Source organism: Dyadobacter sp. HNCC25DJ183, assembly GCF_056895175.1.
Genome location: NZ_JBXHAP010000012.1, coordinates 18093 through 44553, shown reverse-complemented (window position 1 = coordinate 44553; position 26461 = coordinate 18093). Strand labels below are relative to the sequence as shown.

Here is a 26461-nt window from a genome sequence, read left to right as displayed (position 1 = left end):
TTGCGATCGTTTTCGCTACCGTTGTTCCCGATTGGGAGTGCAAAAGTGCAGCCTTATTTTTTTAAATGCAACACCCCGCTAAAATATTTTTTAAACTTTTTTCACCAGCAATATTAACCCACTGAAAATGAATTCTATCCAGCAACGAAAGTTTTTAAAGATATTTTCACTCCATTTAAAGCGATAGAAAGTCCGTTTTTAAGAATCTTATTTTTTCCCCGAAAACTTCAATATTTATTTGAAAGATCAACACCTATAATGCAAAAAGCGGCTCCCGTAGAGTACAGGAACCGCTTTCAGAATTTTCATTCAATTATGAACCGCAAGCTTCGCAGCCCTCCGGATCATCCAATGAGCATTGCATATCGGAGCGATTGTCTCTTGGCATTACCGGCTTGGCATGTTCCTCTGCATATTGAACATAATTTAATTCCTTCTCTGTAACCACAGCTGTCGCTGGCTCAAGCAGCACTTCTGCCTGTTTGCTAACCGTAAACTGAACCGGATCTGATGCGGCACGTGTACGCAAGTAATACATCCCCGTTTTAAGGCCTTTTTTCCAGGCGTAGAAATGCATTGATGTCAACTTGCCGAAATTGGCTTCCTCCATAAAGATATTCAGCGATTGAGACTGGCAGATGTAAGCCCCGCGATCCGCAGACATATCCAGCAAGCTTCGCTGCTTGATCTCCCATGCTGTTTTATAAAGATCCTTAATGTTCTGAGGAATGTTCGGAATAGCCTGAACTGAACCGCTTGCCCGGACAAGGTTATTCTTCATTTCTTCATTCCAAAGATTCAGACGAACAAGATCTTTAAGCAAGTACTTATTCACCACAACAAACTCGCCCGATAAAACACGTCTTACATAAATGTTAGAAGTAAATGGTTCGAAGCATTCATTGTTCCCTAAAATCTGGCTGGTAGATGCAGTTGGCATTGGTGCAAGCAGAAGCGAGTTACGAACACCGTGTTTAACCACCTCCGTTCTCAGCTTCTCCCAATTCCACCGATTGCTCTCCGGTGTTACATTCCACATATCGAACTGGAAGATACCTTTAGAGATAGGACTTCCTTCCCAGGTTTCGTACGGACCATTTTTGATAGCAAGCTCCATTGAAGCCTCCATTGATCCATAATAAATAGTTTCAAAAATTTCCTTGTTCAACTGGCGCGCTTCGTCCGAATCGAAAGGCATGCGCATCATACAAAACGCATCAGCTAAACCTTGTACTCCGATACCGATTGGCCTGTGCCGTTTATTGCTTTTCTCTGCCTCCGGAACCGGATAATAATTGAGGTCAATGATCTTGTTAAGATTGCGCGTGATTACCTTGGTAATCTCATACAACTTCTTATGATCAAAATGCATAAATCCATCCGCACCCTGCTCAACAAACTTCGGCAATGCAATGGACGCCAGATTACACACTGCCACTTCATCAGGCGCAGTATACTCGATAATCTCGGTGCAAAGGTTTGAGGACTTAATCGTACCCAGGTTCTTTTGGTTGGATTTGCTGTTCGCGTGGTCTTTGTACAACATATAAGGTGTACCTGTCTCTATCTGCGATTCCATGATCGCGAACCAAAGATCCTGCGCTTTGATAGTCTTCCTCGCCTTACCTTCTAATTCATATTGCTCATAGAGCTTTTCAAACTCCTCGCTATGCGTATCAGATAATCCGGGACATTCGTGCGGATCAAATAGTGACCACGTATCGTTTGCCTCAACTCTCTTCATAAACAAATCAGGAATCCAGAGCGCATAGAAAAGGTCGCGCGCACGTTGCTCTTCCTTTCCGTGGTTTTTCTTCAAGTCCAGGAAGTCGAAGATATCTGCATGCCAGGGTTCCATATAAATAGCAAAAGAACCTTTGCGCTTGCCACCTCCCTGATCAACATATCTTGCTGTATCATTGAAAACACGTAACATTGGCACTATACCATTGGATTGTCCATTGGTACCCTTGATATAAGAACCAGTCGCACGCACATCGTGAATGCTCAATCCGATTCCTCCTGCAGACTGTGAAATAAGAGCGCAGTTCTTAAGTGTATCATAAATGCCGCTGATACTATCTTCCTTCATCGTCAAAAGGAAACATGAAGACATTTGTGGCTTCGGTGTTCCTGCATTAAATAAGGTTGGAGTAGCATGTGTAAACCACTTTTCCGACAACAAATGGTAGGTTTCAATCGCAGCCTGGATATCATCCTGGTGAATTCCCACGGCAACACGCATAAGCATATGCTGTGGCCGCTCTACAATTTTTCCGTCAACTTTCAGTAAATACGATTTTTCAAGGGTTTTATAGCCAAAATAATCATAGGCATAGTCGCGGTCATATATAATAGTAGAATCAAAAAGAGACGCATTCTGACGGATAACTTCGTATACCTCCTTAGAGATAAGGGACGCATTCTCGCCGGTTTTAGAGTCTATATATGTATACAAGCGTTTCATTGTAGCCGAAAACGACTTCAATGTATTCTTATGCAGGTTTGAGATTGCTACACGGGCAGCCAGAATAGCGTAATCCGGGTGCTTTGTGGTCATAGATGCGGCAGTTTCTGCAGCCAGGTTGTCCAGCTCGGCCGTAGTTACACCATCATAAATACCGGACACTACCTTTTTCGCAACCTCGACAGGCTGGATGTACTTGGTGTCCAAGCCGTAGCTTAGTTTCTCAATGCGGGCCGTCACCTTGTCGAATTTCACGGATTCGCGGCGACCGTCACGCTTTATTACATACATAGACATATAATAGCTTGTTTTTTAGGAAGTTAGTGATGTATATTCTAAGAACTTTACTCGGAGTTGATTTCTAAAAATCTCCTGAAATAACATTAATTCGAGCGCATTCACAACCACACTTTTGAGGGAAAATCAAGCCTTCTGAGCAGAGTACAAATTATGAAATTGTTAAGAAACTTATTACTAGTGATTTAGCCCGGCAGACATGGAAATGGTTCTGGAAAAAATTTTTAAAATATTTCTCAACATAAAAATTTGTAAACTTTTTTTCGACCAAGCAGACCAGAAGTTCACACAAGCTCAACATTAACATCTGTAAATGAATATCTTACAATTCTCATTTGTTAATTGCAAAATTAAAATTTGTAAACTTTTATTTTTCAGTTCAAAAATTTACATCAAATAAGTACAACAGGAACGCATTAAACCTTAACCATCATATGCAACACAAAATCGAAAATGAAGCAAGAAGAACCTTTCTGAAAAGGTCTTCCGGAATCATTGCAGGACTGGCTGTCGGAGCCAATGTGCATGAAGCATTCGCACAGTCGCCGTTCAAGCCCGAATACAACATCCCGCTAGGGGTATATGCCGCCTACGACAAAGCCAATTTCCTGAGAGAATCCGGTTGTACATATATAGAGGAGTCTGTTGCCGGGTTCCTGATTCCCGCAGATGGAGATCAACAATATGAAAAGAACCTCCAAAAGCTGAAACAAGATAACTTCCCTATCAAATCTTATGTGATCCTGCTTCCAGCTGCATTAAAAACATTGGGCCCGGAAGCGAACCACGAAGCCATTTTGCAGCGGACAGAAGTTGTTTTGAAACGTGCCAAAGAATGCGGCTCCCAATATGTTGTGTTTGGAAGCGGCGGTTCACGGATTATCCCGGAAGGATTTGACAAAGCAACCGCAAAGGCGCAACACATCGATCTGACAAAAAGAATGGCACCGCTTGCTGAAAAGTACGGCGTTACCATTGCGGTAGAGCCACTAAACCGGGGCGAGACAAACTTTATCAACAGCCTGGCAGAAGGAGTCGAGATTGTTGAAGCTGTAAAAAGCCCAAGAGTGAAGTTGCTATGCGACATTTTTCACATGTTAAAGGAAGACGAACCCGCAACCGAGATCGTGAAGTACGGCAAGCACATTGTCCATTGCCACATTGCCGAAAAGGAAAACCGGACACCGCCAGGTGTGAAGGGGGACGATTTCAGACCCTATCTGAGCGCATTGAAAAAGATCAATTACAAGGGCGGACTTTCCATTGAATGCTTCACTTACACCGATTTCGATAAAGAAGCAAAGCGCGGGATTGAGGTTTTAAAGCAGCAGCTGAGCGAAGTTTAAGATGCACACTCGGCGTATGATACTAATATTTAAAAAGATACAGTTTTAAAACTTGGTTTGAAAAATTAGAATGTATACTTTTGCAATCCTTTTTGAGAATTGTATCGAAACATATAATACCATATACCAATGAAAAAAGATATTCATCCCAATTATAGAGACGTAGTTTTCTGGGATTTGTCGAGCGATTTTAAATTCATTACCCGTTCTACGATCGAAACCAGCGAAAATATCACTTGGGAAGACGGTAAAACTTACCCTGTTTACAAAGTGGAGGTTTCTTCTCAGTCACACCCATTCTATACTGGTAAAAATGTTCTGGTTGATACAGCCGGACGTGTTGACAAGTTTAGAAAACGTTACGGACAGAAAGAAGCTTAGTCACAAGCAGCTTCGTAGCCGATACATATTTATGAAAGCAGTCTCCTGGCAAATGTTCAGGAGGCTGCTTCTTTTTTTGTCCTAACCGATAAAATGCGCGAACTTTGGCAACACATACTGAAAAAATATGCCCGCTATAATCCTATTTGACGACCCGGTACTCCGCAAGCAACTGTTGCCACTTACATACACGAGACCTGTTGCCGGAATCCGTTGCGGTATTGACACAATTGCTGAGAAATGGAGCCGCGCATTACAATCACCTGTTTCTTTCCAGACTGAAAACTACCTCCGCCCCAAGTTCCCGCTGCATATCTCGCAGGATAATTGGTACGTTAATGGCGGACTGTGCCCGGACAACCAGCTGATCGCCGCAGCGCAGGATCTTGCAATCAATACAGTATTGACATCCCGGAACAATGAAGTACTTATTGTCAGAACTGACGGTCCGTGGGAACCGGCGCTGGGCGTCAATGAACTTACACCAGTTGCCTACCCGGGCTCATTCATTTTGATCCGTCAGGTTTGGGATATATTCGCATTCAATGCCGCGCAGATCAAAGCTGATTTTGAAAGGATAACGTCAAACAGGACTTCGGAACCGGTTACCGATCCGTTTACACATATTTACAATCCTGCACAGGTATTTATTGAAAAAGGCGCAGTATTGAAAGCAGCCATTCTGAATGCAGAGAATGGACCGATATATATTGGTAAAAATGCATTGGTCCAGGAAGGCTCGACCATTCAGGGCCCATTTGCTATGGGAGAAGCTTCTGTGCTGGCGCAGGGAACTAAAATCCGCCCAAATACAACTGTAGGGCCTTTCTGCAAAGCTGGCGGCGAAGTAAGTAACAGCATTCTTTTCGGATATAGTAACAAAGGCCACGATGGTTATCTAGGTAATTCAGTGCTGGGAGAATGGTGTAACCTGGGTGCGAATACCAACAATTCAAATCTGAAAAACGACCATAGCGCAGTGAAGCTGCACAGCTATGCAACCAATCAGCTCGAAAATACCGGTCTGCAAAATTGTGGACTGATCATGGGGGATTATTCCAAAGCGGGTATATCGACCATGTTCAACACCGGGACCGTCGTAGGCGTAAGTGTCAATGTGTTCGGTGGCGGTTTTCAGCAGAAACACGTTCCATCATTTTCGTGGGGAGGTACTGCCGAAGGTTTTTGCGAATACCGCTTGCAAAAAGCACTGGCAGTTGCATCAGACACAGTAAATAGGCGGAATATTACTTTTGAGGAAAAAGACGAAGCGATCCTGAAAGCCGTTTTTGACCAAACCAAAAACCAGCGTGTTTTTTGACAATGCTGCCATTGAATAAGATTAATTTCGATTACTGTGCTTTTTAAAGACATCCCTGGGCTTGAAGCAATAAAATCCACGCTGACGCGCTCGGTTAAAAACAGCCATTTGGCCCACGCACAGCTGTTTGACTACCCGCAGGGAGGCGCCGGACTTTCAATGGCGCTGGCTTTCGCGACCTATATCAATTGCGAAAACAAACAGGAAGAAGATGCCTGCGGTAAATGCGCCTCCTGTGCAAAAATGGAAAAGTTGATCCATCCTGATATGCACTTCATTTTCCCGACTGCCACTTCAAAAAAGGTCGATGGGAAGACAAGTGAGGCATTTCTCCCGCTGTGGCGTACATTCCTGATCGAAAATCCGTACCGGTTACTTCCCGACTGGCTGGATGAAATCGGTGCTGATAACAAACAGGGTAATATTTCAGTGGAAGAAGCCAGGGGTATTTTGCGGAAGCTTTCTGTAAAATCGTACGAAGGTGAATACAAGATCCTGCTGATCTGGAAACCGGATATCATGAATGCGGCATCATCGAATGCCATTTTGAAAATCCTGGAAGAGCCGCCGGAGAAAACACTTTTTCTGCTTGTCAGTGATCAGTCTGACAAACTATTGACCACCATCATTTCAAGAACCCAGCGCATTACGGTTCCGGCATTCTCAGATCAGGAAGTGCGGGAATACCTGCGGAAATACAATGCAAACGAAGCTGCTATTAACCAGGCAGCTTACCTTTCCGACGGAAACCTGTCAGAAGCTTTGAAATTGGTGCATGAGGATGAAGACGATAGGTCGACCTGGTTTGCTGGCTGGATGCGTTCCTGTTACAGATACGATGTTTCGCACCTTGTCAAACTCGCCGACAGCTATGATACAATGAACAAAGAAAAGCAAAAAGGCTTGCTGGAATATGCATTAAGGCTTTTCCGCGATATGCTGATCTGGAGTCACGGCGCAGGCGACTTGCTGCGGGTACCGGAGGAGGAGCTTACGTTCGTTCAGAACTTCTCCAAAACCGTCAACTTCGGCGCGCTGGAAAAAATGATTGAAGAAGTAAATACGGCGCATTACCACATTGAGCGCAACGTACGCGCCAAAATGGTCTTTCTGGATCTTTCTCTTACGATAGCTCACTTTTTTGAACGCAAATGAAAGGAAAGGTGCAGTTGATCGGCGCAACCGATATTGTAGACCTGCCTGACTTGGGCTGGTTTAATGTGCCCGTACGCATTGATTCGGGCGCAACTACCTCCGCAATCCATTGTTCCCGCGTTAAGCTTATTAAAGAAGGCGACAAAACACGGCTTCAATTTTACCTTGATAAAAAGAAAGGAGCGCCGCAGCAATCTTACATTGTGGATAACTATAAAGAAACTGTTGTAAGGAATTCATCAGGCAAGGAGGAAAAACGGTATGTGATCAAAACCGGGATCAGGATTTTTGGTAAAAAGGTCCGCACGGAATTCTCGCTCGCCAACAGGAAGAAAATGCAGTATCCGATCCTGCTTGGCAGGAAACTTTTAAAAGACCGTTTTATCATTGATGTTTCCCAGAAAAACCTGTCGGCATCAAGACATTCAAATGCCCCGGATCATTTGAAATCAGACATTGAAAACCCTCGTCATCACAGCTAATCTCTCAAATTCTTTTATGAAAATCGCCGTATTATCCACCAATGCAGACCTTTATTCGACGCGACGTTTGGTGGAGGCAATCAAACAAAAAGGTCATGAATCCATTGTCATTGACCATGTTAAATGCTTTGTGATGATTGAAGGTGGCAAGCCTTCCATTATATATAAAGGAAAACCGGTACCTGAAATTGATGCGGCTATACCGCGGATCGGAACTTCGGTCAGTGCATTTGGCTGTGCAGTAGTACGCCAGCTGGAACTGATGAAAGTTTTCACCACGGTCAAATCCCAGGCGATATTACGATCACGTGACAAGCTGAGAAGTATGCAGGTTCTTGCAAAAGCGGGCATTGGTATTCCTAAAACTGTTTTTGCCAAAAACCCTTCGCAAGTCAACGAGCTGATCCACATGGTCGGCGGGCCACCTGTTGTAATCAAATTACTGGAAGGAACGCAGGGGGTAGGCGTGGTACTGGCGGAGACGATCAAAGCTGCAAAGTCTACAATTGAAGCTTTTTACGGCTTGCGTGCCAACTTTTTAATTCAGGAATACATTGCCGAATCAAAAGGAGCAGATATTCGTGCATTCGTCATTGGTAACAAGGTAATTGCAGCCATGCGCCGGCAAGGTGCCGACGGTGATTTCCGCAGTAACCTGCACCGCGGCGGCCAGGGCAGCCTGGTCGAATTGACGCCAGAGGAAGAGCACACCGCCGTGTCAGCTGCCAAAGCGTTGGGCGTCAAGATTGCAGGAGTAGATATGTTACAATCCGAAAGGGGCCCGCTGGTAATGGAAGTAAATTCATCCCCGGGGCTGCGCGGCATCGAAGAAATCAGTGGAATTGATATAGCCTCTTTAATTGTTAGCTACATTGAAGACAAAATTGTTACAGATGAAGGGGATACTGTTGGAGTTTAAAGGATTTAAGTAATAAAACATCATGCATATAAAAATAGGAACGCGCGGCAGCAGGCTCGCTCTCTGGCAGGCGTATTACGTCCGGGACCTCTTGCAAGCGGGCGGCATTGCATCTGAAATCGTTATTATTGAGACCAAAGGAGATAAAATTCTTGACAGGTCCTTGTCTAAAATCGGCAGTAAAGGAGTTTTTACCGAAGAGCTGGAAGACCAGCTGAGAAGTGGCGAAATAGATATCGCAGTTCACAGCGCAAAAGATTTACAGTCGCAGCTGGACGAAGCATTTGAAATCGTCGCATTTACCGAAAGAGAAAAAGCGAATGATGTATTGGTAAGCCACAACACTGCATTATCTCTTAAAAGTGGAGAACCATTTACAGTAGGTACTTCTTCTACGCGCCGCGTCGCCGTACTCCGGCACTTTTACCCTCATATTAAAACGGTAGATATGCGCGGCAACCTGCAAACGCGTCTTCGCAAATTGGAAGAAGGCCAGTGCGACGCATTGCTCCTTGCCTACGCCGGGGTGCATAGGATGGAATATGATGATAAAATCGCCGAGCATTTGTTACTGGATGAATTCACTCCCGCAGTGGGCCAGGGCAGCGTTGCGATTGAATGTGCTACTTCTCTGAGTGAAGAGAAAAAAGCCATTCTGAAAGATCTCCTCAACCATGCAGAAACAGAAATCTGCCTTTTGACTGAAAGAGCTTTCCTGAAAACATTGCAGGGTGGCTGCAGCATCCCCGTATTTGCAATGGCCACTTTGCAAAGCGAACAGATTCATATCACCGGGGGCATTATCAGCCTGAATGGAAGTGAGTTGATCCGAAAAACGCAAACCGGCGCACAAACCTTCCCGGAGGAACTCGGTACCGCATTGGCCAACGAGCTACTGGAAGCAGGCGCGAACCGGATTTTGGCTCAAATCAGAGAGCAAATTCCCGTTAGATAATCCAAAAATGCATTTCGGACACTAGGATAAAGAGGAAGACCAAGAATCAATATCATTGCAAAACTCTAAAATACTTGCAATGAAAATATTTCAATTACTTGGTGTTTGTCTGTTTATTGGTCTGACTCTTGCTTGCTCAAACAAGAATTCGGACGGCATTGCACCAAATCCAGATTTAGACAAAGTTGTTGGTCAGTATCAACTAACAAGCGAAGAGTCAGTCAGACGTAACGAAAATCGAGTTTGGAAATTGATCGAAGTAGATGAAAGTCATGTTAAAGTTGAGGAGACATTGACAGAAGACTTAAATAGCAAAAGTCCTAAGATCACCAATCGCATTATTGATAGTGTATTAGTAAGGACATATAATTCTGGTTGGATTTTAGATTTTCAGAATTCCAATTTTCATGACCCAGACTTCACAATTAATGGACATAAAAATTTCAAAATATTTGGACACGGTACTATCCAACCCGATATGCTATATGTTACACTTTGGATGCAAGATCTGACTACGCAAGAGGTAATTCCATATAGCGGATTATTGGAATTCAAGAAGTTTAAATAGTCTGGCAGTCAAATTTTGGAATTTAAGCAAGCTTATCCTCACTACAACGCAAAAGCCCGGCACTGTGTCCGGGCTTTTTTGCTGTTAAGGGTTATTCTGGTTAGTCTTTCTTGGGAATTGAATCTGCTGGAACAGCAGGTTTCATGGGGATTGAATCCGTACGTACAGGTAGTGCTGTACTGTCCGGCTTTATAGTCGAGTCAGCGGGAACAACTGGCTTTGCAGTTGAATCCGGTATGATTGCCGGTCTCATTGTTGAGTCAGGACGCGCGGTTGAGTCTCTTCTCATTGTTGAATCCGGCCTTGTACCTGGCTGCATCGGCATTCCCTGACGCATTGGTCTTGCAGTACTATCTGCGCCTGCAGGCCTTGCTCCTCCTTGCGGCCTGCCGCCAGCTCCGCCTCTTGCAGGAGAGATACCGGGAACAGAAACCGCTGGCGCAGCTTGTCCGCCTCCGCCTGCATCCATTCCGCCCCCTTCACTTTTCTGGTCGTCGTTGTTAACCGACTTTCTTCTGCGAGATTTTTGCTCAACAAAAGTCATTTTACCAAAGCGGTAATTGAAGTTCACGCGGAATCCTCTGTTGAAAAGGAAATTCGTATTCTCCTGCGTGAATGTGGCCGATTCAAGGCTTGTACGCATTTTCATTGAAGGTGCCAGGAAGTTTTCCATTCCGAAACCAATGCCGCCGCGTTTGTTTTTGAAGTCTTTGCGGATACCCAGATCATACATACGGAAGCCAGCCTGTGTTCCCTGCAACTGAACGTCGCGTCCTCTTGCAAAACCGCCGAGCTGCAATCCCCAACCGTTTTTAATGGTCAAACTACTACGTAAACGTCCGCTAACCACAATCCCGCTGTTGCTAGACCGCAGTGAAGCGTCGCCGCTGTTATTCCTGAGATTGGAATAATAAGAATCAAAACCACCACCGATCTGCCATCTTTTGAACAATGTCAGGTTTCCGTAGACATTGACACCATAGTTTTTCTTCTCACCAATATTTCCATAAGTTGTCGAAATCACCCCATTTGCGTCTGTTGTACGGATACTTTCAATGGAATTATTGGTAAACCGCGCGAATGTTGCCACATTGATATACAAGGAGTTCTTGAAAAAACTGGTACCCAATTCAATCTGGTCCGTCAGCTCGGGGCGGAGATTGGGGTTACCGAACGAAATGTTGTTCGGGTTGGCAGAATTAATGTTAGGGTTTAGGAATTGAATGCCCGGACGTTGCAACCTGCGGTTATAACCCAATTTCACAGTCTGACCTTTGCCAAATGTCTGCGAAAGATTGAGGCTAGGTACCAGGTTGCTGTAAGCGGGCAGGTTTAATGCACCCTGCTCACCCTGCGTCGCGTCGATGCTGGTATATTCGTAGCGCGCGCCTGCTTTCACAGTGAAGCGGCTTTTGGTAGTAAACGTATAAGAAGCATAACCTGCGCCCACATTCTGGTCGTAATCCAGCGCGCTGTTTGGGCGGGCTGCTATCAGGCCTCCATACACAATGTTACTCACTACCTGACGGAAAATGCCTTTTCCACCAAATTCAAAAAGTTGATTGTCCTTGATCGGCGTTTGATAATCAATTTGAACCGTGCTTTCCTGGTTATGGCTGTTGTTATCGTTCAATTCAGTGCCAAGCAATTCTCTTGTGCTCACGCCACCCAGCAGGTTGTATACATCTGCGGTATAGTCGTTTGTACGGTTGTTACGGCTGAATTGTGTCGAAATGCTTAATTCCTGTTGAGGTTTCGCAAGTGTTTTGATATAATCCACATTCACGTCCCACGTTCCTGACAAATCTTTTGAATTTACATCTCGGAAGCTGTTTTTCTCCGTACCCGCAGCAGACCGGTTCAGCGTGGTCAGATCCTGCATATTACGCTGGTTCCGCATTCCGTAGCGCACACTTGCTGAAAGAGAGGTTTTTGAATCTATCTCATAATCCCATCCCAGGTTATAAGACCCGAATGCCATTTTGTTATCTGACTCACTGGTCTGACGTACCTGAAAGTTATCCACTTTTCCATTCTGGATATTCTCCGATTTACCAGGCATATTGTAGTTGAAACGGCCAAAACCGCCTAAACTGAAACCCATTTTACCAACCCGGTAGTTACCACGAAGTCCCAGGTTAGAGCCACGGTTACCAATACCCGTATCCAGGTTAAGCGTACCGCCCTGGATCGTGCTCTTTTTGGTAACAATATTGATAATACCCGCAGAGCCTTCGGCATCGTAGCGCGCAGATGGAGAAGTAATAACCTCAACCGACTTGATCATATCCGCCGGAATCTGGCGCAATGCATCGGCAACACTCGTCGCAATAATCGTGGAAGGTTTGTTATTGATCAAAACCCGAACATTGGAGCTACCTCTGAGTGAAACGTTTCCATCCAGATCCACAGTCAGCATCGGGACTTTTTTCATTACGTCAGAAGCGTCGCCGCCTTTGCTGGTAATGTCCTTTTCTGCATTGTAAACGAGCCTGTCAACCTTCTCTTCCACGAGCTGGGCCATTCCTACTACTTCTACTTCCTTCAACTGGACCACGTCCGGCGCCAATGTCACATTTCCGAGATCAATGTCCGATCGTCTGTCGATTTTGATATCGTTAATGGTTTTTGTTTTATACCCGATAAATGAAATGAGGATCTTGAAATTTCCGGATGCTACTTTCGACATTGCAAACTGTCCTTTCTCGTCAGTTGTGGTACCGTCGATCGGATTGTTCGTTTTAATATCCACGAGCGATAATGCAGCAAATTCCACCGGATTTTTGCTCACTGAGTCGATCAGGGTTCCACGTATTTTCCCGCTTCCGCTGCGGGTATCTTCGGCTGTCCCGGGAATAGCAGTCTGACGTTGTCTCTCGCCGCCGCCCCTGAAATCGCCGCCGCCGCCTGGCCTGCCTCCGCCACCTCCGCCGCCAAACTGTGCGTAGGCTCCAAATGTAATTCCCGAAAATAATGTCAGGAGTGTTAATCGTAAATTAAAGTTCATGGTTGGGTTGTATATAATGATCCACTATCCGAGTTTCAAAATAAGTACCTAAAAACGGCGTAGAAAAAAGGAATAGATAGAAACAGGTAATGTACCGATCAAAGTCGGGTTTCACACGACTAAGTAGCTTACGACTGTCGATGGATCTGCTTTACAAAAACCCCTAATCCCCAACAAATCAGTGCAATCAGGCAATTCCCGCCCCACTGTTGCGCATTTCGGTTTAATAGACTCTGCACCTGATTCAGTCGGTATTCGTCCTGCTTTGATCGATTGAAATAGGGGATTAGAGAATTTCCCTGTAAGATTGCGTTTATATGTCGGGATCATTGACATATAAACCAAATGATGAAAATGGATACGCGTGCCGCTAGAAAATACCCGCCATTGCTCCTGCACCTTTTAGGTTGGGGGTTCCTGGCCATGTTTCTGATGTGGCAGCCACTCAACTGGCAGATTCAGTTTCCGATTGCATTCTGGATCAAGCAGGCAGTTTTGTTTACACTGCTTGTGTCTATCTTTTATATTAACTACTACTTCTGGTTTCCTCACTTTCTTGCCAAAAACAAATACGTCAAATTCATTCTCCTGAATGTGATCTCGGTTCTGATCATTGCCTTTACAATGGAGCAGGTGAAAAGCTATATAGGCTTTGGAACTCAGATGGAAAGTGCATTCAGGCTGGCAAGAGAAGCGAACGGAGAAAAGAAACGGGCTGAAAAGCTGGATAATTTCGCAATGATTACTGCATTAATGGTAATCGGGCTAAGTACCGGCATCGCTGCTGTACGCACCGCGCAAATGGATAAGCAGTACCGTCAGAACCTCGAAAAGGAAAAGATCAATTCTGAGCTCTCGTTTCTGAAAGCGCAGATTAACCCCCACTTTTTCTTTAATACCCTGAATAACATTTACGCTTTGACGGTGATTGACGTAGAAGCAGCCCGCGAAGCTTTGCACAAGCTTTCGAGAATGATGCGCTACGTGCTTTACGAAACCCAGCACGGTACCGTGTTGCTGAGCCAGGAAATTGCATTCGCCCAGGATTACATTCAGCTGATGCAACTCAGGCTGACTGATAAAGTAACAGTACACCTCGACCCGCCAAATCCGATGCACGATGTTTCCATTGCGCCGATGCTATTCCTGCCTTTCATTGAGAATGCATTCAAACATGGAGTAAGTGCCGTGCAGCCGAGCCGGATCGATATACGGATCAGCCAAAACAGCAACAAGATTTTCGTAGAAGTGAAAAATACATTGTTTACGGACAAAAGGGCGATCCTGGATGAAAGTAACGGGATTGGTTTGGCTAATACGCAGCGCCGCCTCGATTTGCTATATCCCGGAAAGTACCAGCTGGAAGTGAACGAGAATAAAGCTGAAAAAGAGTTTGAAGTACATCTGGAATTAGAAACGGCATGAATGTATTACAATGCATCGCCGTTGACGATGAGCCGCTGGCACTGGGATTGGTTTGTGCCTTTATTGAAAAAACGCCTTTTCTGTCACTTACAGGCAGATATTCGAGTGCAGTAGAAGCATTGCAGGTAATCCACAATCAGCAAATAGATCTTATTTTCCTGGACATCCAAATGCCGGATCTCACGGGTATCGAACTAGCCCGCGTGATCGAAAAAGCAGGAGGAAGAGCCCCCAGGATCATCTTTACAACCGCATTCAACCAGTATGCCCTCGATGGCTTCCGGGTCGACGCACTTGACTATCTCCTAAAACCCTTTAATTATGAAGAGTTCCTCCGTGCTGCATCAAAAGCGCAGGCTTATGCCGACCTTTTGCAAAAGGCATCATCGGCTGGCTCCGTAGAAAACAAGGATGAATACCTGTTTTTGAAAGTTGAATACCAGCTTGTGCGGATTTCCTACGATGATATTATGTACACGGAGGGACTCAAAGATTACGTAAAAGTCCACCTGAAATCAGACCCCAAGCCCATTCTTTCGCTCACGAGCCTGAAAGCGCTGGAAGAAAAACTTCCCGCTTCCAAGTTCATGCGCGTACATCGTTCCTTTATTGTTAACCTCGACAAAATCAGTGCGGTAACAAAGAATACGATTCAAATCGGGTCGATCACCATTCCGGTAAGCGACCAGTACAAAGAGAGCTTCAATCAGTTTTTGAGTAAATGGATGTAGCTATTTCAGCTCTTCCTGCAGGAAGTAACCTGTAAAGCTCCCCTTTACTTTCGCGACTTTCTCGGGTGTACCTTCCGCAATAATGCGCCCGCCTTTGGCGCCGCCTTCCGGTCCCACGTCGATAATGTGGTCAGCGACTTTGATCACGTCCAGGTTATGCTCGATGATCAATACTGTATTCCCCTTTTCCACAAGTTTGTTTAAAACATTCAACAAATGGCGGATATCCTGAAAATGGAGTCCGGTTGTTGGTTCGTCAAGGATATACAAGGTTTTTCCGGTATCCCTTTTTGACAGCTCTTCCGATAACTTCACACGCTGTGCCTCACCGCCAGATAATGTGGTTGCATGCTGGCCGAGGGTGATATAACCCAAACCAACATCATTGAGCGTCTGTACTTTACGGAGTAATCTTGGCATATTTTCGAAAAACTCCAATGCAGTTTCCACGGTCATATCCAGTACATCGGCAATGGATTTACCTTTGAAACGCACTTCCAGTGTTTCCCGGTTAAAGCGTTTGCCTTTGCAGGTTTCGCAATTGATATGAACATCTGGAAGAAAATCCATTTCAATCTTTTTCATTCCCGCACCCTCACAATCTTCACAGCGACCGCCTTTTACATTGAATGAAAAACGTCCCGGCTTGTAGCCACGGATCTTTGATTCTGGCAGCTCGGCGAAAAGGGTACGGATATCTGTAAATAAATTCGTGTAGGTAGCCGGATTAGATCTCGGGGTCCTCCCGATCGGCGACTGATCCACTTCTATTACTTTGTCAATATGCTCCAAACCCTCCACCGATTTATAAGGCAGCGGCTCTCTTCTTGATTTATAAAAATGGGCATTCAGCAATGGAAAGAGCGTTTCGTGAACCAGCGAAGACTTCCCACTTCCGCTTACTCCGGTAACACAAATCATCGTTCCGAGCGGAAACGACATTGTCACATTTTTAAGGTTGTGACCGGTGCAGCCTTTCAGCGTAATGGAGTTACCTGATCCTTTTCTACGCTTTTTAGGTATTTCAATGGCTTCCCTGCCACTCAGGTATTCAGCGGTAAGAGACCCATTTTTCAGGAAAACCTCAGGTGAACCCGCCCCCACTACATTACCTCCATGCCGCCCCGCACCAGGACCAATATCAAGGATATAGTCAGATGCGAGCATCATATCCTTGTCATGCTCTACTACCAGTACCGTGTTTCCAAGATCACGCAGACTTTTCAGCGAATTGATCAACCTTACATTGTCGCGCTGGTGCAAGCCGATACTTGGTTCGTCCATAATGTAAAGAACACCGGTAAGCTGTGTACCAATTTGGGTCGCAAGCCTGATCCGCTGTGCTTCCCCGCCTGATAATGTGCGCAATGCGCGGTTCAGGGTCAGATAATCCAGTCCAACATCCAGCAGAAATCCGACACGTTTTCTGATCTCTTTCAAAACCTCGTGTCCGATTACCCGCTGCCGCTCTTCCAGCCTGTCTTCCAGATTGACCAGCCAATCAGCCAGCTCACGTACATCCCTGTTTGAGAGTTCAGCAATATCCTTCCCGTCGATCCTGAAATGGAGCGATTCTTTTTTCAGCCGCTTTCCATTGCATTCCGGACAAGTTTGAATGGACATAAAATCTTTCAGCCACTCCTGAATTTTATCATTACCACTTTCCTGCTGCCTTTTCAGGAAGTTGATGATACCGTCAAATTTCGTCTCCCATTCTGTGCCCGGGTACTTTTTAGAAGGTACCGGCACCGCGTCCTCACTTCCGTAAAGCACCAGCTTGATCGCCTCTTCCGGAAATTTTTCAAGTGGGGTCTGCAATGTCATCTTGTATTTCTTCAAAAGCACTTCGAGCTGCTTGAAGATCCAGGCCTCCCTGTATTCCCCCATTGGCGCAATACCGCCTTTACTAATGCTTAAAGACTTATCAGGAATGATAGACTCTTCGGTAATCTCCTCGATCATTCCCAAACCCTGGCAGGTAGGGCACCAGCCGTAAGGTGAATTGAATGAGAATGCATTCGGTGCAGGATCATCATAGCTGATCCCCGACTCCGGGTCCATCAGGTTTTGAGAGAAATAGTATGTTTCTCCCTTATCATCCAAAACCATCAATGCGCCTTTTCCCTGCTTGATCGCCGTCGCTACCGACTGGCTGAGCCTATACCTCGACTGGCTATCTTCCGATTCGCTCTTGGGAATGATACGATCAATGACGATTTCAATATCGTGGACCTTATACCTGTCAAGCTGCATTTTCGGTGTAATATCGAGCACTTCGCCGTCTACCCGCACCTTCGTATAGCCTAGTCGGGTAATTTGCACGAACAGTTCCCGGTAATGTCCCTTCCGGCCTTTTACAACCGGAGCAAGCAGGATGATCTTTTTACCTACAAACTGCGATAAAAGCTGATTAACGATCTGGTCTTGCGACTGCTTGATCATTCTCCTGCCGGTTACATATGAATAAGCCTCGCCTGCCCTTGCATACAGAAGTCGCAGAAAATCATAGATTTCCGTAACGGTACCCACCGTAGACCGCGGGTTGCGGGAGGTTGTTTTCTGTTCAATGCTGATGACGGGTGAAAGACCGCTGATCTTATCCACGTCAGGCCGCTCCATTTCACCTATAAAACCGCGCGCATAAGAAGAAAAACTCTCCATATAACGCCGCTGGCCTTCTGCATAAATGGTATCAAAAGCAAGCGAAGACTTACCGCTGCCACTGATCCCGGTCACCACAACCAGCTTGTTGCGGGGAATATTAACGTCGATATTTTTAAGATTATGCTCGCGGGCGCCCTCTACTTCAATGAGATCCTGACCAGCAAGTTCTGTTGCATTCAGATGTTCCAATACCTTAGATGATGGTGATGAATAATTTTTTTGTTGATGTAGCTTAACTGATTTAACCACAAAACTACACCTTCAGTTGCATAATTATCATAAGATTCAGATGCAATCTCCGGCAATGTCAAATTGAAGTTTTAAAGGATTTTCTGTTGCAATGCAAACGTTCCCAATTTGCACGAAACAATGATCCCCCTCAGTTGTCACCATTAGTATATTAATATTTTATCACCGTTTCATTCAAAAACAGTTGTAGAATTGTCAATTGAATTTCTACTTTTGGTAGTATATTGATAATTAGTAATACATAATTAACATTTTAACATCCCTATTCTATGAAACAAAATTTACGAGTCGCTCTGACTTCCGTAACGTTATTGCTATGGGCGCTGCTAAGCAGTGGTACGTCTTACGGGCAAGACAGACAAGTTACAGGGAAAGTCACCTCTACAGTTGACGGAGCCGGTATCCCCGGCGTGAATGTTCAGTTACAAGGTACCAACACCGGGACTGTCACTGACGCAGACGGGCGGTATGCTATCGACGCAAAATCAGCCAATTCAGTCCTTGTTTTTTCTTCAATCGGGTATATCAAACAAGAAATTACAGTAGGTTCAAAGACTGTTATCGACATAAAACTCTCCGATGATATTAAAAGTCTGACCGAGGTTGTTGTAACCGGTTACGCATCTCAGCGGAAGCAGGATATCACCGGCGCGGTTACCGTTATCAACCCCAAAGAACTAACCGCAGTGCCAAGTGCCAGCGTTACGCAAATGCTGCAGGGCCGCGCGGCCGGGGTTACAGTTGGTAATGATAACTCACCGGGCGGTGGAACAATGGTTCGTATCCGAGGTTTCGGTTCTATCAACAACAACAGTCCGCTGTATGTAATTGACGGAGTACCTACGCAGGGAACGCTTAATCAGATCAACCCGAACGATATTGAGTCCATGCAAGTGTTGAAGGATGCTTCTGCTGCTTCTATCTATGGTGCTCGTGCTGCGAACGGGGTTGTGATTATTACAACCAAAAAAGGCAAGCCAGGTGCACCGAACATTACATTTGATTTTTACACAGGTACACAGCGGCCAGGCAAAATGCTTGATCTGCTGAATACCAAAGAGTTGGGTGAGTATCTGTATCAGGCAGATCTTGGCGCAGGTAAAAACCCTTCTGCCACTTCTCCTTCTGTACAGTATAAGTTTGACGAGAATGGAAACCAGACGATCGCCGATTACATTTACCCGAATGTTTACGGAGAACTGCCTTCCAACTATACCTATACCAATGATATTGCTGACCCGAACCTGGGTAAAACAGCATTTAACATTACCAAGGCAAACAAGGAAGGTACTGACTGGCAGGATGTTATTTTTGACCCGGCGCCCATTTCCAATTACCAGATCGGTGCCTCGGGTGGTTCGCAAACAGCCAAGTATGCGATCTCGGCCAATTACTTCAAGCAAAATGGTATCCTAAGATATACTAACTACAAACGCTATTCGGTTCGTGCCAATACCGAGTTCACGAAAGGAAAAGTCACTGTGGGAGAAAACCTTACATTCTCTTATGACGAAAGACAGGGAATCACAAACAATGACGAAGGTAACCCGATCATGTTCGCGATCCGTGTACACCCGATCATCCCTGTATTTGATATCACAGGCGGTCCTGCTGAACTCGGCGGTACAAATACCTCTGCTTACAATGGTTTTGCAGGAAGCCGCGGTAGTAACCTGGGTAATGCGCCAAACCCGCTCGCTCGTTTGTACCGTGAAAAAGATAACATTACAAGAGGTACCCACGTGTTCGGAAACATGTTTGCACAGGTGGACATCCTTCCGGGATTGGTAGCCCGCACGAGCTTTGGTCTGGAATACAACCAATCCAACCGTTCTGAGTATTTTCACCGTGACATTGAAGCAGCTGAGGCGAGAAATGCAAACAGCATGAACGTGATCAATAACCTTGATCGCTCCATTACCTGGTTCAATACATTGAATTATGCTAAAATTATTGGCTCGCACAACCTGAACGTGCTGGTAGGGACAGAAGCTGTAAAAACATACGCAGCGGGATTCCAGGCTAGCAGAAGCGGTTTTGCATTTGACGATCTTGACTACCGTTACCTGGATGCAGGTTCGGCTGCCGGTTTGGCCAATGCAGGCGCAGGCGCTACACGTACCGCCCTTTTCTCTCAGTTTGGCAAGATCAACTACGGTTTCAAAGATCTTTTCCTTGCTGATTTCACATTGCGTCGTGACGGTTCATCGCGCTTTTCGGAAGCAAATCGCTACGGTATCTTCCCTGCATTCTCGCTGGGTCTGCGTATGACGGAACTAGGTTTCATGAAGCCGACCAAGAAAGTTCTGGATGATTTGAAAGTTCGTTTTGGCTGGGGTAAAACAGGTAACCAGCTGATCCCGAACGTATCGAATGCATACACTTTGTACGCACCTGATCCTCAGAACAATGCTTACGATATCAATGGTACCGGAACTTCTATCGTAGGTGGTTTTGACCTGGTGCAGTTTGGTAACCAAAATGGTAAATGGGAAACCAATACCTCTACCAACATTGGTCTTGATGCGGTATTGCTGAACAACAAGATGGAAGTAGTGCTTGACTTGTACAACCGCGTAACATCGGATATGCTTACCCAGATCGCCATTCCGAGAACAGCCGGAACAGGAACCATTCCTTATACCAACATTGGTGAGGTACGTAACAGAGGATTTGATATCGGGGTTAACTTCCGCGACCGCAAAGATGATTTCTACTACGCAGTAGGCGTAAACTTTGGTCACTATAAAAACGAAGTGATCAAATTGAATGACAACCCTAACTCTACCATTTTCGGTTTCACAACGCGCCTTCCGGCAATGTCTGCAACGAAAGCGGGCTACCCTATCGCGAGTTACTATGGATACTTCGTGGATGGTGTGATCAAAGATCAGGCGGAAGCAGATGCAGCTCCAAAATTCGGTTCGTATACTCGTGAAGGTGTATTTAAATTCAGGGATGTAAATGGCGACGGTATCATTACTGCTGCTGACAGAACCATCATCGGGAGCCCACACCCTGATTTCAACTACGGTGTTAACCTGAATGTAGGTTACAAAGCTTTTGACCTGACTGTATTTGGACAGGGTGTTTACGGCAACGAGATATTTAATTACGTGAGATACTGGACTGATTTCAATGTGTTCCAGGGTAACAGATCAAAGGATATGCTTTATAACTCGTGGAAAAAACCAGGTGACAATGCGAAGCTGCCACGCCTTAATTCAGGTGATGCTACTAGCCAGCAGGTTTCCTCTTACTTCCTTGAAGACGGCTCTTACTTCCGGATTAAGAACATCCAGCTTACCTACACAGTACCTTCCGCGTTCCTGAAGAAAATCAAACTTAACTCGGCGCAGGTGTATCTGCAGGGACAGAACTTGTTCACATTCACCAAATACACCGGACTTGATCCTGATATCAACCTGAGAAGATCAGGTAACGATAACCAGGACACGCACATGGGTGTGGATGAAGGTGCATACCCGGTTTCAAAATCGTACCTGGTAGGTGTTCGGTTTGGTTTCTAAAAATCTCGTGACAATCAAATTATTATAGATAATACGATGAAAAAAATAACATTATTAGTACTCCTCGTCGGACTCAGCTTCTCCTGCTCCGACAGCTTTTTTGACCTAAAACCACAGGGAAGAGCGTCACGCGAGCAATTGAGCAATAAAAACGGAGTAAATGCATTGCTGATCGGCGCCTATTCTCTGCTCGACGGCGTGGGTTCAGGTAACACCGGCCGCCAGTCAACCATTTCGAACTACGTTTTCGGCGGTATCGCGAGTGACGATGCGGTGAAAGGAACTGATGCGGGTGACCAGCCTGAGCAGTCTTTCATTGAACAATACAACTGGCTTTCTGACAACACCTATTTCCTTGGAAAATGGTGGCACCAGTATGATGGAGTTGCCCGTTGCAACGAAGTGATTCAGGTGGTCAATGGAGAATTGGTAAAAGATATGACTGATGCTGAAAAGAATCAGGTAATCGCAGAAGCGCGCTTTTTGAGAGGCTTCTACCATTTTGAGGCCAAGAAAATGTGGAATATGGTACCTTACATCGATGAGACCATTTATGTAGCCGCGGACCCGAATTCCACCAAAATCCCCAACAAGGATGATATCTGGCCTAAAATCGAAGCTGACTTCCAGTTCGCTGCGGACAACTTACCCGCGACTCAGGCGCAAAAAGGAAGAGCTACCCAGTGGGCAGCGAAATCGCACCTTGCCAAAGTATTGCTGTTCCAGAAAAAATGGGCTGCGGCAAAAACTTTGCTCGAAGATGTGGTTAAAAACTCAGGTAAAAAGCTGGTTGCCAATTATCACGACAATTACAGAACAACAGGTAATAACAACAGCGAGTCAATTTTCGAAGTACAATTTTCAGTAAATGACGGTACTAACGGAAACAACGGTAACGCCGGTGATAACCTGAACTGGCCTTACTCGGCAAATGCTCCTGGTAGAGGCTGCTGTGGATTTTATCAGCCTTCTCACAACCTGGTAAATGCATTTAAAACTGAAAATGGACTTCCGATGATCGGCAACGCAGCCGACGGATCGCTGGATACTTACAACAAAGTGGACCTTCCAAACGACCAGGGAATCGCTGCTTCTGCTGCATTTACATTGGACAAAACCATCCCGGTTGATCCTCGTCTTGACTGGACTGTTGGCCGCCGCGGCGTTAACTTCCTTGACTGGGGCCCAATGCCGGGTTCTTCCTGGATCCGTGACCAGACCTATGCAGGTCCATTTACCGGAAAAAAATGGATGTACTATCTGGCAGAAGAAAACAGCACCACGCACTCGACCAGCAAGCGGAATGTTAACAACAACTTCCGCCTGATCAAATTGTCGCACGTGCTGCTCTGGCTGGCAGAATGCGAAGTGGAGCTTGGCAACCTGGCTGCGGCTGAGGGTTATGTAAACCAAATCCGCCTGCGCGCTAAAACCGGCTCTGTACAGGATGCGAGCGTGACTTACAAAGTAGAGCCTTACCCAGCAGGTACATTTGCAAGCAGAGGTGCTGATTTTGCAAGAAATGCAGTTCGCATGGAGCAGAGACTTGAATTTGCAATGGAAGGTCACCGCTTCTTTGATCTGGTAAGATGGGGTATCGCCGAGAAAGTATTGAACAAATATGCTGCCGAAGAAGCAGTTCCAGGGAAAGAGCCTTCCGGACGTACTTTCAGCAAAAGAGGTTATATGGCCGGAAAAACATTTACTTCCAAAAACCTTTACTATCCATTGCCTCAGGACGAGATCCTGAACAGCCAGCTGAATGGACAACCCGTTCTGGTTCAGAATCCGGGATATTGATAATCTGCATTTTTAACCAAACTAACGCAAGGACCTGCTTCGGCAGGTCTTTTGCGTTTCAGGCATTATGAATATCTTTATCTCAATTAGACCAGGCAAATAATGATTATCAAGAACGAAAGTGATTACGAGAAAGCGTCGGAACGCGCTGATGAAATTTTTGGGGCGAAAAAGGGAAGCCCTGAGGAAAAAGAACTGAAAGAGCTCTTGAAAGCAATGAAAGACTACGAGGATGATTTTATTAAAATGCTGAAAGACAACAACTAATCTACTGTAATGTAAGAGTTAGACCTTCGATCTTCTGGCATCTTGTGACGAATAGTTCCGTTGCAGACACCCGCACTTCCACCTTCATGGCGCAATGCATCTCGAACTGCTGGCTTAATACAGGGAGCTCCATTTCTTTTACTATCCGCATTACTTCATTCATTTGCGGGTAGGAAAATGCAATTTCATACCTGTTTACAAAATGCCTGGTTACCACATCTGCTGCATCTAATGTATCCTCAGCCGTGGCTTTGTAGGCATTGATCAAACCCGGAACTCCCAGGAGTGTCCCGCCAAAATACCGGACAACAACTAGCAGCACATTGGTTACGTTTCGTGAATACAATGTATTTAGGATAGGCCGGGCCGCGGTACCCGAAGGCTCCCCATCATCGCTCATGCGGTAACTCATTTTATCCGTACCCAACCGATAGGCGTAACAATGATGCACTGCTTTGGGATGCAGCTCCCTGAGCTCTCCTAAATGCTGCCTGGCATCTGCGTCGCCTGAGATCGGGAATGCATAACCGTGAAATTTGCTTCCCTTATCCTTGAAAAATCCATCGGCTGGTGCAGCAATTGTTTGAAAAGTATCGTCAAATAACACGGCTTTTGCGTTTTTTCTGCTGATAAATGAATATAGTGTAGATCAGTCCCGCAGCAGCAAATCCGGCCATTGAGAAAAATACAAGAGGTAAATTCTTTGACTTATTAGCAAACAGAGCCGCAGAAAGAAATGCGCCGATACCAATGCCGGCTTCCAGGCAAATGTACATAGTTGCGATGGATCGGCCGCGGTTATGATCTCCACTCAAGTCGACTGTCCACGCTGAAAGTACCGGAGATAAAATGCCCATTGATATCCCGAAAACAGCTCCGCCTGCTAAAAACAGAAGGGCAGTATCTGCGTAACCTGTAATTATCATGGACACGATCAATATAGCTGCGCCGACAATAGTGACCGGCATGCGACCGTGCTGATCAGAGATTTGACCAGCAAAAATGCGGACAAGAATGGACGAAATTGTAAATACCATAAAGTAGTATCCTTTGTTCTGCAGACCGAGATGCTCGCTAAAATCGGGTGTAATGGTCGCTACTGCGCCAAATCCAAAGTAGCAAAGGAAGGTGATCAGTGCCGGACTGAATACGTCAGGTTCAAAGATATCACGCCAGCTCAGCTTGAATGCGTCCCTGGAAAGCGGCTGTTTTTCGGCCAGCGTTTCCTTCATATTCATCAGAATCGCGATCGACAGCAATGCGAAAACAGAGGAGGTATAAAACAACCCATTCAACGAAAACGACTGACTGATCATACTTCCCACAGCAGGCCCGAAAGCCGATCCGACTCCCATGCACATGCCATGGATACCCATTGCCTCGCCCCGGCGGTTTGCAGGAACGATGTCCGCTACGTATGCGGCGGTCCCGGTTGGCTTGAAGCCCGTAGAGAAACCATGCACGAGCCGGAGCAGTAAAAACGGCATTACGGTTGTAAATACGGGATATAGCAGTCCGCATACAAAGCAAACCAGCGAGCCAAATGCCATAACTGGCACCCTGCCGACACGGTCAGTAAGACGCCCGCTGAAGGGTCTTGACAAACCTGCCGTCAATGTAAATAAACCGATGATTGCGCCTTTATAATCCGCACCGCCCATTTGAGAAAGATATCCCGGTAACTCGGGTATGAGCATGTTAAAGCTGGAAGAAAAGAGAAAGGAACTGAGGCCCAGCAGCCAGAACTGCGTAGTGAAGATGCTCTTTGTTGCGGTACTTTGCATTCGGCAAAGGTACAATTTTGCCTGGAAGAATATTGAACGCTTACTAAGACTTGGGTGGCAGGTTAAGCACAGTAATTCCGCGTTACCCCAACTAACCACCTCATCTTTCCTGCGGAAAAATCTGCATCGTCTTTCGCGGGACATTCTTTTTTCCCAACTTTAAAACATGGTACGCATATTCTATAAAGAGGGACGTTTGATTAAACGCGAAAATGATTTTCGCGAACTTGGCAAAGTGAAGAACCTGATTTGGGTGGACTTACAGTCCCCTTCTGCCGAGGAAGAGGAATGGGTTGAGAGTAAATGCAATATCAGCTTCCAGACCCCCCAGGAAATCGTTGAGATTGAAAGCAGCTCACGGTTTTTTGAACAAAATGAGACCATTAATGCCAACTCTAACTTCCTGAAAATCGACCGGGAAGGGTATGAGACTTATCCTGTGTCCTTTCTACTGCACCAGAATGTACTGTTTACATACCGCCGCGGCGACTCAAAAACGTTTGCGGATACAGTGAAGAAAATGAAGGTGAGCCCCGAGAGTATTCAGGGCGGCGTAGACTTTATGCTTTTGTTGCTGGAAACCCGCATTGAAGCAGATGCTGATTCGCTGGAAGGTATTTCCAGGGACATTTCTGCGATCAGTAAAGACCTTACCCACGAACAAAAAGCACGTCAGGAAGTACTGATCCGGATCAGCGGCTTGCAGGAAATCACAATGATGCTCCGCGAGACAAGTATCGACAAACAACGCGTTTTATCCGGGATTTTACGGAGCCAATATTTCCCTGAGGACCGTAAAGAACATTTGCGCATTATCCTGAAAGACATCAATTCACTGCTGGAATACACTACCTTCAATTTCGAGCGGCTCGAGTATCTGCAGAACACATTTATGGGTTTGATCAACCTTGAACAAAGCCAGGTTATCAAGATATTCACGGTAGTGACGATCATTTTCATGCCGCCGACCCTCATTGCAGGGATTTTTGGAATGAATTATAACCATATCCCTTCTACCGGCGAACCCTGGGGCTTCTGGGTTTCGCTCTTGTTAATGGTCTTTTCCTCCGCGATTGTACTTTGGTTTTTCAGGCGGAAGAGGTGGATTTGATG

19 protein-coding genes are annotated in these 26461 nt (G+C 45.6%); 14 read left to right on the top strand and 5 right to left on the bottom strand.

Annotation, left to right across the window (positions count from 1 at the left end; all coding sequences use genetic code 11):
- Nucleotides 1-313 precede the first annotated feature (313 nt).
- Entirely contained in the window at nt 314-2758 is a 2445-nt protein-coding gene (locus tag AC1XTG_RS25415; protein ID WP_056291769.1) for a ribonucleoside-diphosphate reductase subunit alpha, read from the bottom strand.
- 440 nt (nt 2759-3198) lie between these two features.
- On the opposite strand from AC1XTG_RS25415, the gene AC1XTG_RS25410 reads away from it, so the two are divergent.
- The 8 genes from AC1XTG_RS25410 to AC1XTG_RS25375 all read left to right on the top strand — a co-directional run bounded on the left by AC1XTG_RS25410 (nt 3199) and on the right by AC1XTG_RS25375 (nt 9891).
- On the top strand, nt 3199-4110 hold the full coding sequence (locus AC1XTG_RS25410) for a sugar phosphate isomerase/epimerase family protein (protein WP_056292310.1): 912 nt from the start codon (nt 3199-3201) through the stop codon (nt 4108-4110).
- Between the two features lie 129 nt (nt 4111-4239).
- Complete coding sequence (locus tag AC1XTG_RS25405; RefSeq protein ID WP_056291772.1) at nt 4240-4491, top strand: type B 50S ribosomal protein L31; 252 nt, start codon at nt 4240-4242, stop codon at nt 4489-4491.
- Nucleotides 4492-4618: 127 nt separating this feature from the next.
- Nucleotides 4619-5812, top strand: a complete 1194-nt coding sequence (locus AC1XTG_RS25400; RefSeq protein WP_484843871.1) for a putative sugar nucleotidyl transferase — start codon at nt 4619-4621, stop codon at nt 5810-5812.
- 36 nt (nt 5813-5848) lie between these two features.
- Nucleotides 5849-6967 carry a DNA polymerase III subunit gene (locus AC1XTG_RS25395; protein ID WP_484843870.1) on the top strand — a complete coding sequence of 373 codons (1119 nt, stop codon included), beginning with the start codon at nt 5849-5851 and terminating at the stop codon, nt 6965-6967.
- Entirely contained in the window at nt 6964-7449 is a 486-nt protein-coding gene (locus tag AC1XTG_RS25390; protein WP_056291781.1) for an ATP-dependent zinc protease family protein, read from the top strand. Before AC1XTG_RS25395 ends, AC1XTG_RS25390 begins: the two co-directional genes overlap by 4 nt.
- A gap of 16 nt (nt 7450-7465) precedes the next feature.
- Nucleotides 7466-8368, top strand: a complete 903-nt coding sequence (gene rimK / locus AC1XTG_RS25385; protein ID WP_056291784.1) for a 30S ribosomal protein S6--L-glutamate ligase — start codon at nt 7466-7468, stop codon at nt 8366-8368.
- Nucleotides 8369-8390: 22 nt separating this feature from the next.
- Nucleotides 8391-9323: a hydroxymethylbilane synthase gene (hemC, locus tag AC1XTG_RS25380; protein WP_484843869.1), complete on the top strand. Its 933-nt coding sequence runs from the start codon at nt 8391-8393 to the stop codon at nt 9321-9323.
- Between the two features lie 79 nt (nt 9324-9402).
- On the top strand, nt 9403-9891 hold the full coding sequence (locus tag AC1XTG_RS25375) for a hypothetical protein (RefSeq protein ID WP_484843868.1): 489 nt from the start codon (nt 9403-9405) through the stop codon (nt 9889-9891).
- 100 nt (nt 9892-9991) lie between these two features.
- Here AC1XTG_RS25375 and AC1XTG_RS25370 read toward each other — a convergent pair whose 3' ends face one another.
- Nucleotides 9992-12898 carry a TonB-dependent receptor gene (locus tag AC1XTG_RS25370; protein WP_056291789.1) on the bottom strand — a complete coding sequence of 969 codons (2907 nt, stop codon included), beginning with the start codon at nt 12896-12898 and terminating at the stop codon, nt 9992-9994.
- Nucleotides 12899-13252: 354 nt separating this feature from the next.
- On the opposite strand from AC1XTG_RS25370, the gene AC1XTG_RS25365 reads away from it, so the two are divergent.
- Nucleotides 13253-14323 carry a sensor histidine kinase gene (locus AC1XTG_RS25365; protein ID WP_484843867.1) on the top strand — a complete coding sequence of 357 codons (1071 nt, stop codon included), beginning with the start codon at nt 13253-13255 and terminating at the stop codon, nt 14321-14323.
- Nucleotides 14320-15054 carry a LytR/AlgR family response regulator transcription factor gene (locus AC1XTG_RS25360; protein ID WP_484843866.1) on the top strand — a complete coding sequence of 245 codons (735 nt, stop codon included), beginning with the start codon at nt 14320-14322 and terminating at the stop codon, nt 15052-15054. Before AC1XTG_RS25365 ends, AC1XTG_RS25360 begins: the two co-directional genes overlap by 4 nt.
- Here the strand turns inward: AC1XTG_RS25360 and uvrA are convergent, their stop codons facing one another.
- The gene (uvrA, locus tag AC1XTG_RS25355; protein ID WP_484843865.1) at nt 15055-17907 is read right to left on the bottom strand and encodes an excinuclease ABC subunit UvrA; all 2853 of its coding nucleotides are present in this window, start codon (nt 17905-17907) and stop codon (nt 15055-15057) included.
- Nucleotides 17908-18236: 329 nt separating this feature from the next.
- On the opposite strand from uvrA, the gene AC1XTG_RS25350 reads away from it, so the two are divergent.
- The 3 genes from AC1XTG_RS25350 to AC1XTG_RS25340 all read left to right on the top strand — a co-directional run bounded on the left by AC1XTG_RS25350 (nt 18237) and on the right by AC1XTG_RS25340 (nt 23564).
- On the top strand, nt 18237-21497 hold the full coding sequence (locus AC1XTG_RS25350; protein WP_484843864.1) for a SusC/RagA family TonB-linked outer membrane protein: 3261 nt from the start codon (nt 18237-18239) through the stop codon (nt 21495-21497).
- 36 nt (nt 21498-21533) lie between these two features.
- A complete protein-coding gene (locus AC1XTG_RS25345; RefSeq protein ID WP_056291803.1) occupies nt 21534-23297 on the top strand; it encodes a RagB/SusD family nutrient uptake outer membrane protein in 1764 nt (587 codons plus the stop codon).
- A 102-nt stretch (nt 23298-23399) separates the two neighbouring features.
- On the top strand, nt 23400-23564 hold the full coding sequence (locus AC1XTG_RS25340) for a hypothetical protein (protein WP_200942872.1): 165 nt from the start codon (nt 23400-23402) through the stop codon (nt 23562-23564).
- Between the two features lies 1 nt (nt 23565).
- Here AC1XTG_RS25340 and AC1XTG_RS25335 read toward each other — a convergent pair whose 3' ends face one another.
- Together AC1XTG_RS25335 and AC1XTG_RS25330 are read right to left on the bottom strand one after the other, a co-directional pair.
- Nucleotides 23566-24171, bottom strand: a complete 606-nt coding sequence (locus AC1XTG_RS25335; protein WP_056291807.1) for an IMPACT family protein — start codon at nt 24169-24171, stop codon at nt 23566-23568.
- The gene (locus AC1XTG_RS25330) at nt 24161-25348 is read right to left on the bottom strand and encodes an MFS transporter (RefSeq protein ID WP_484843863.1); all 1188 of its coding nucleotides are present in this window, start codon (nt 25346-25348) and stop codon (nt 24161-24163) included. The genes AC1XTG_RS25335 and AC1XTG_RS25330 overlap by 11 nt, the downstream gene beginning before the upstream one ends.
- A 166-nt stretch (nt 25349-25514) precedes the next feature.
- Here AC1XTG_RS25330 and corA point away from each other — a divergent pair, with 166 nt between their 5' ends.
- Complete coding sequence (corA, locus tag AC1XTG_RS25325; RefSeq protein WP_056291813.1) at nt 25515-26459, top strand: magnesium/cobalt transporter CorA; 945 nt, start codon at nt 25515-25517, stop codon at nt 26457-26459.
- Nucleotides 26460-26461 lie beyond the last annotated feature (2 nt).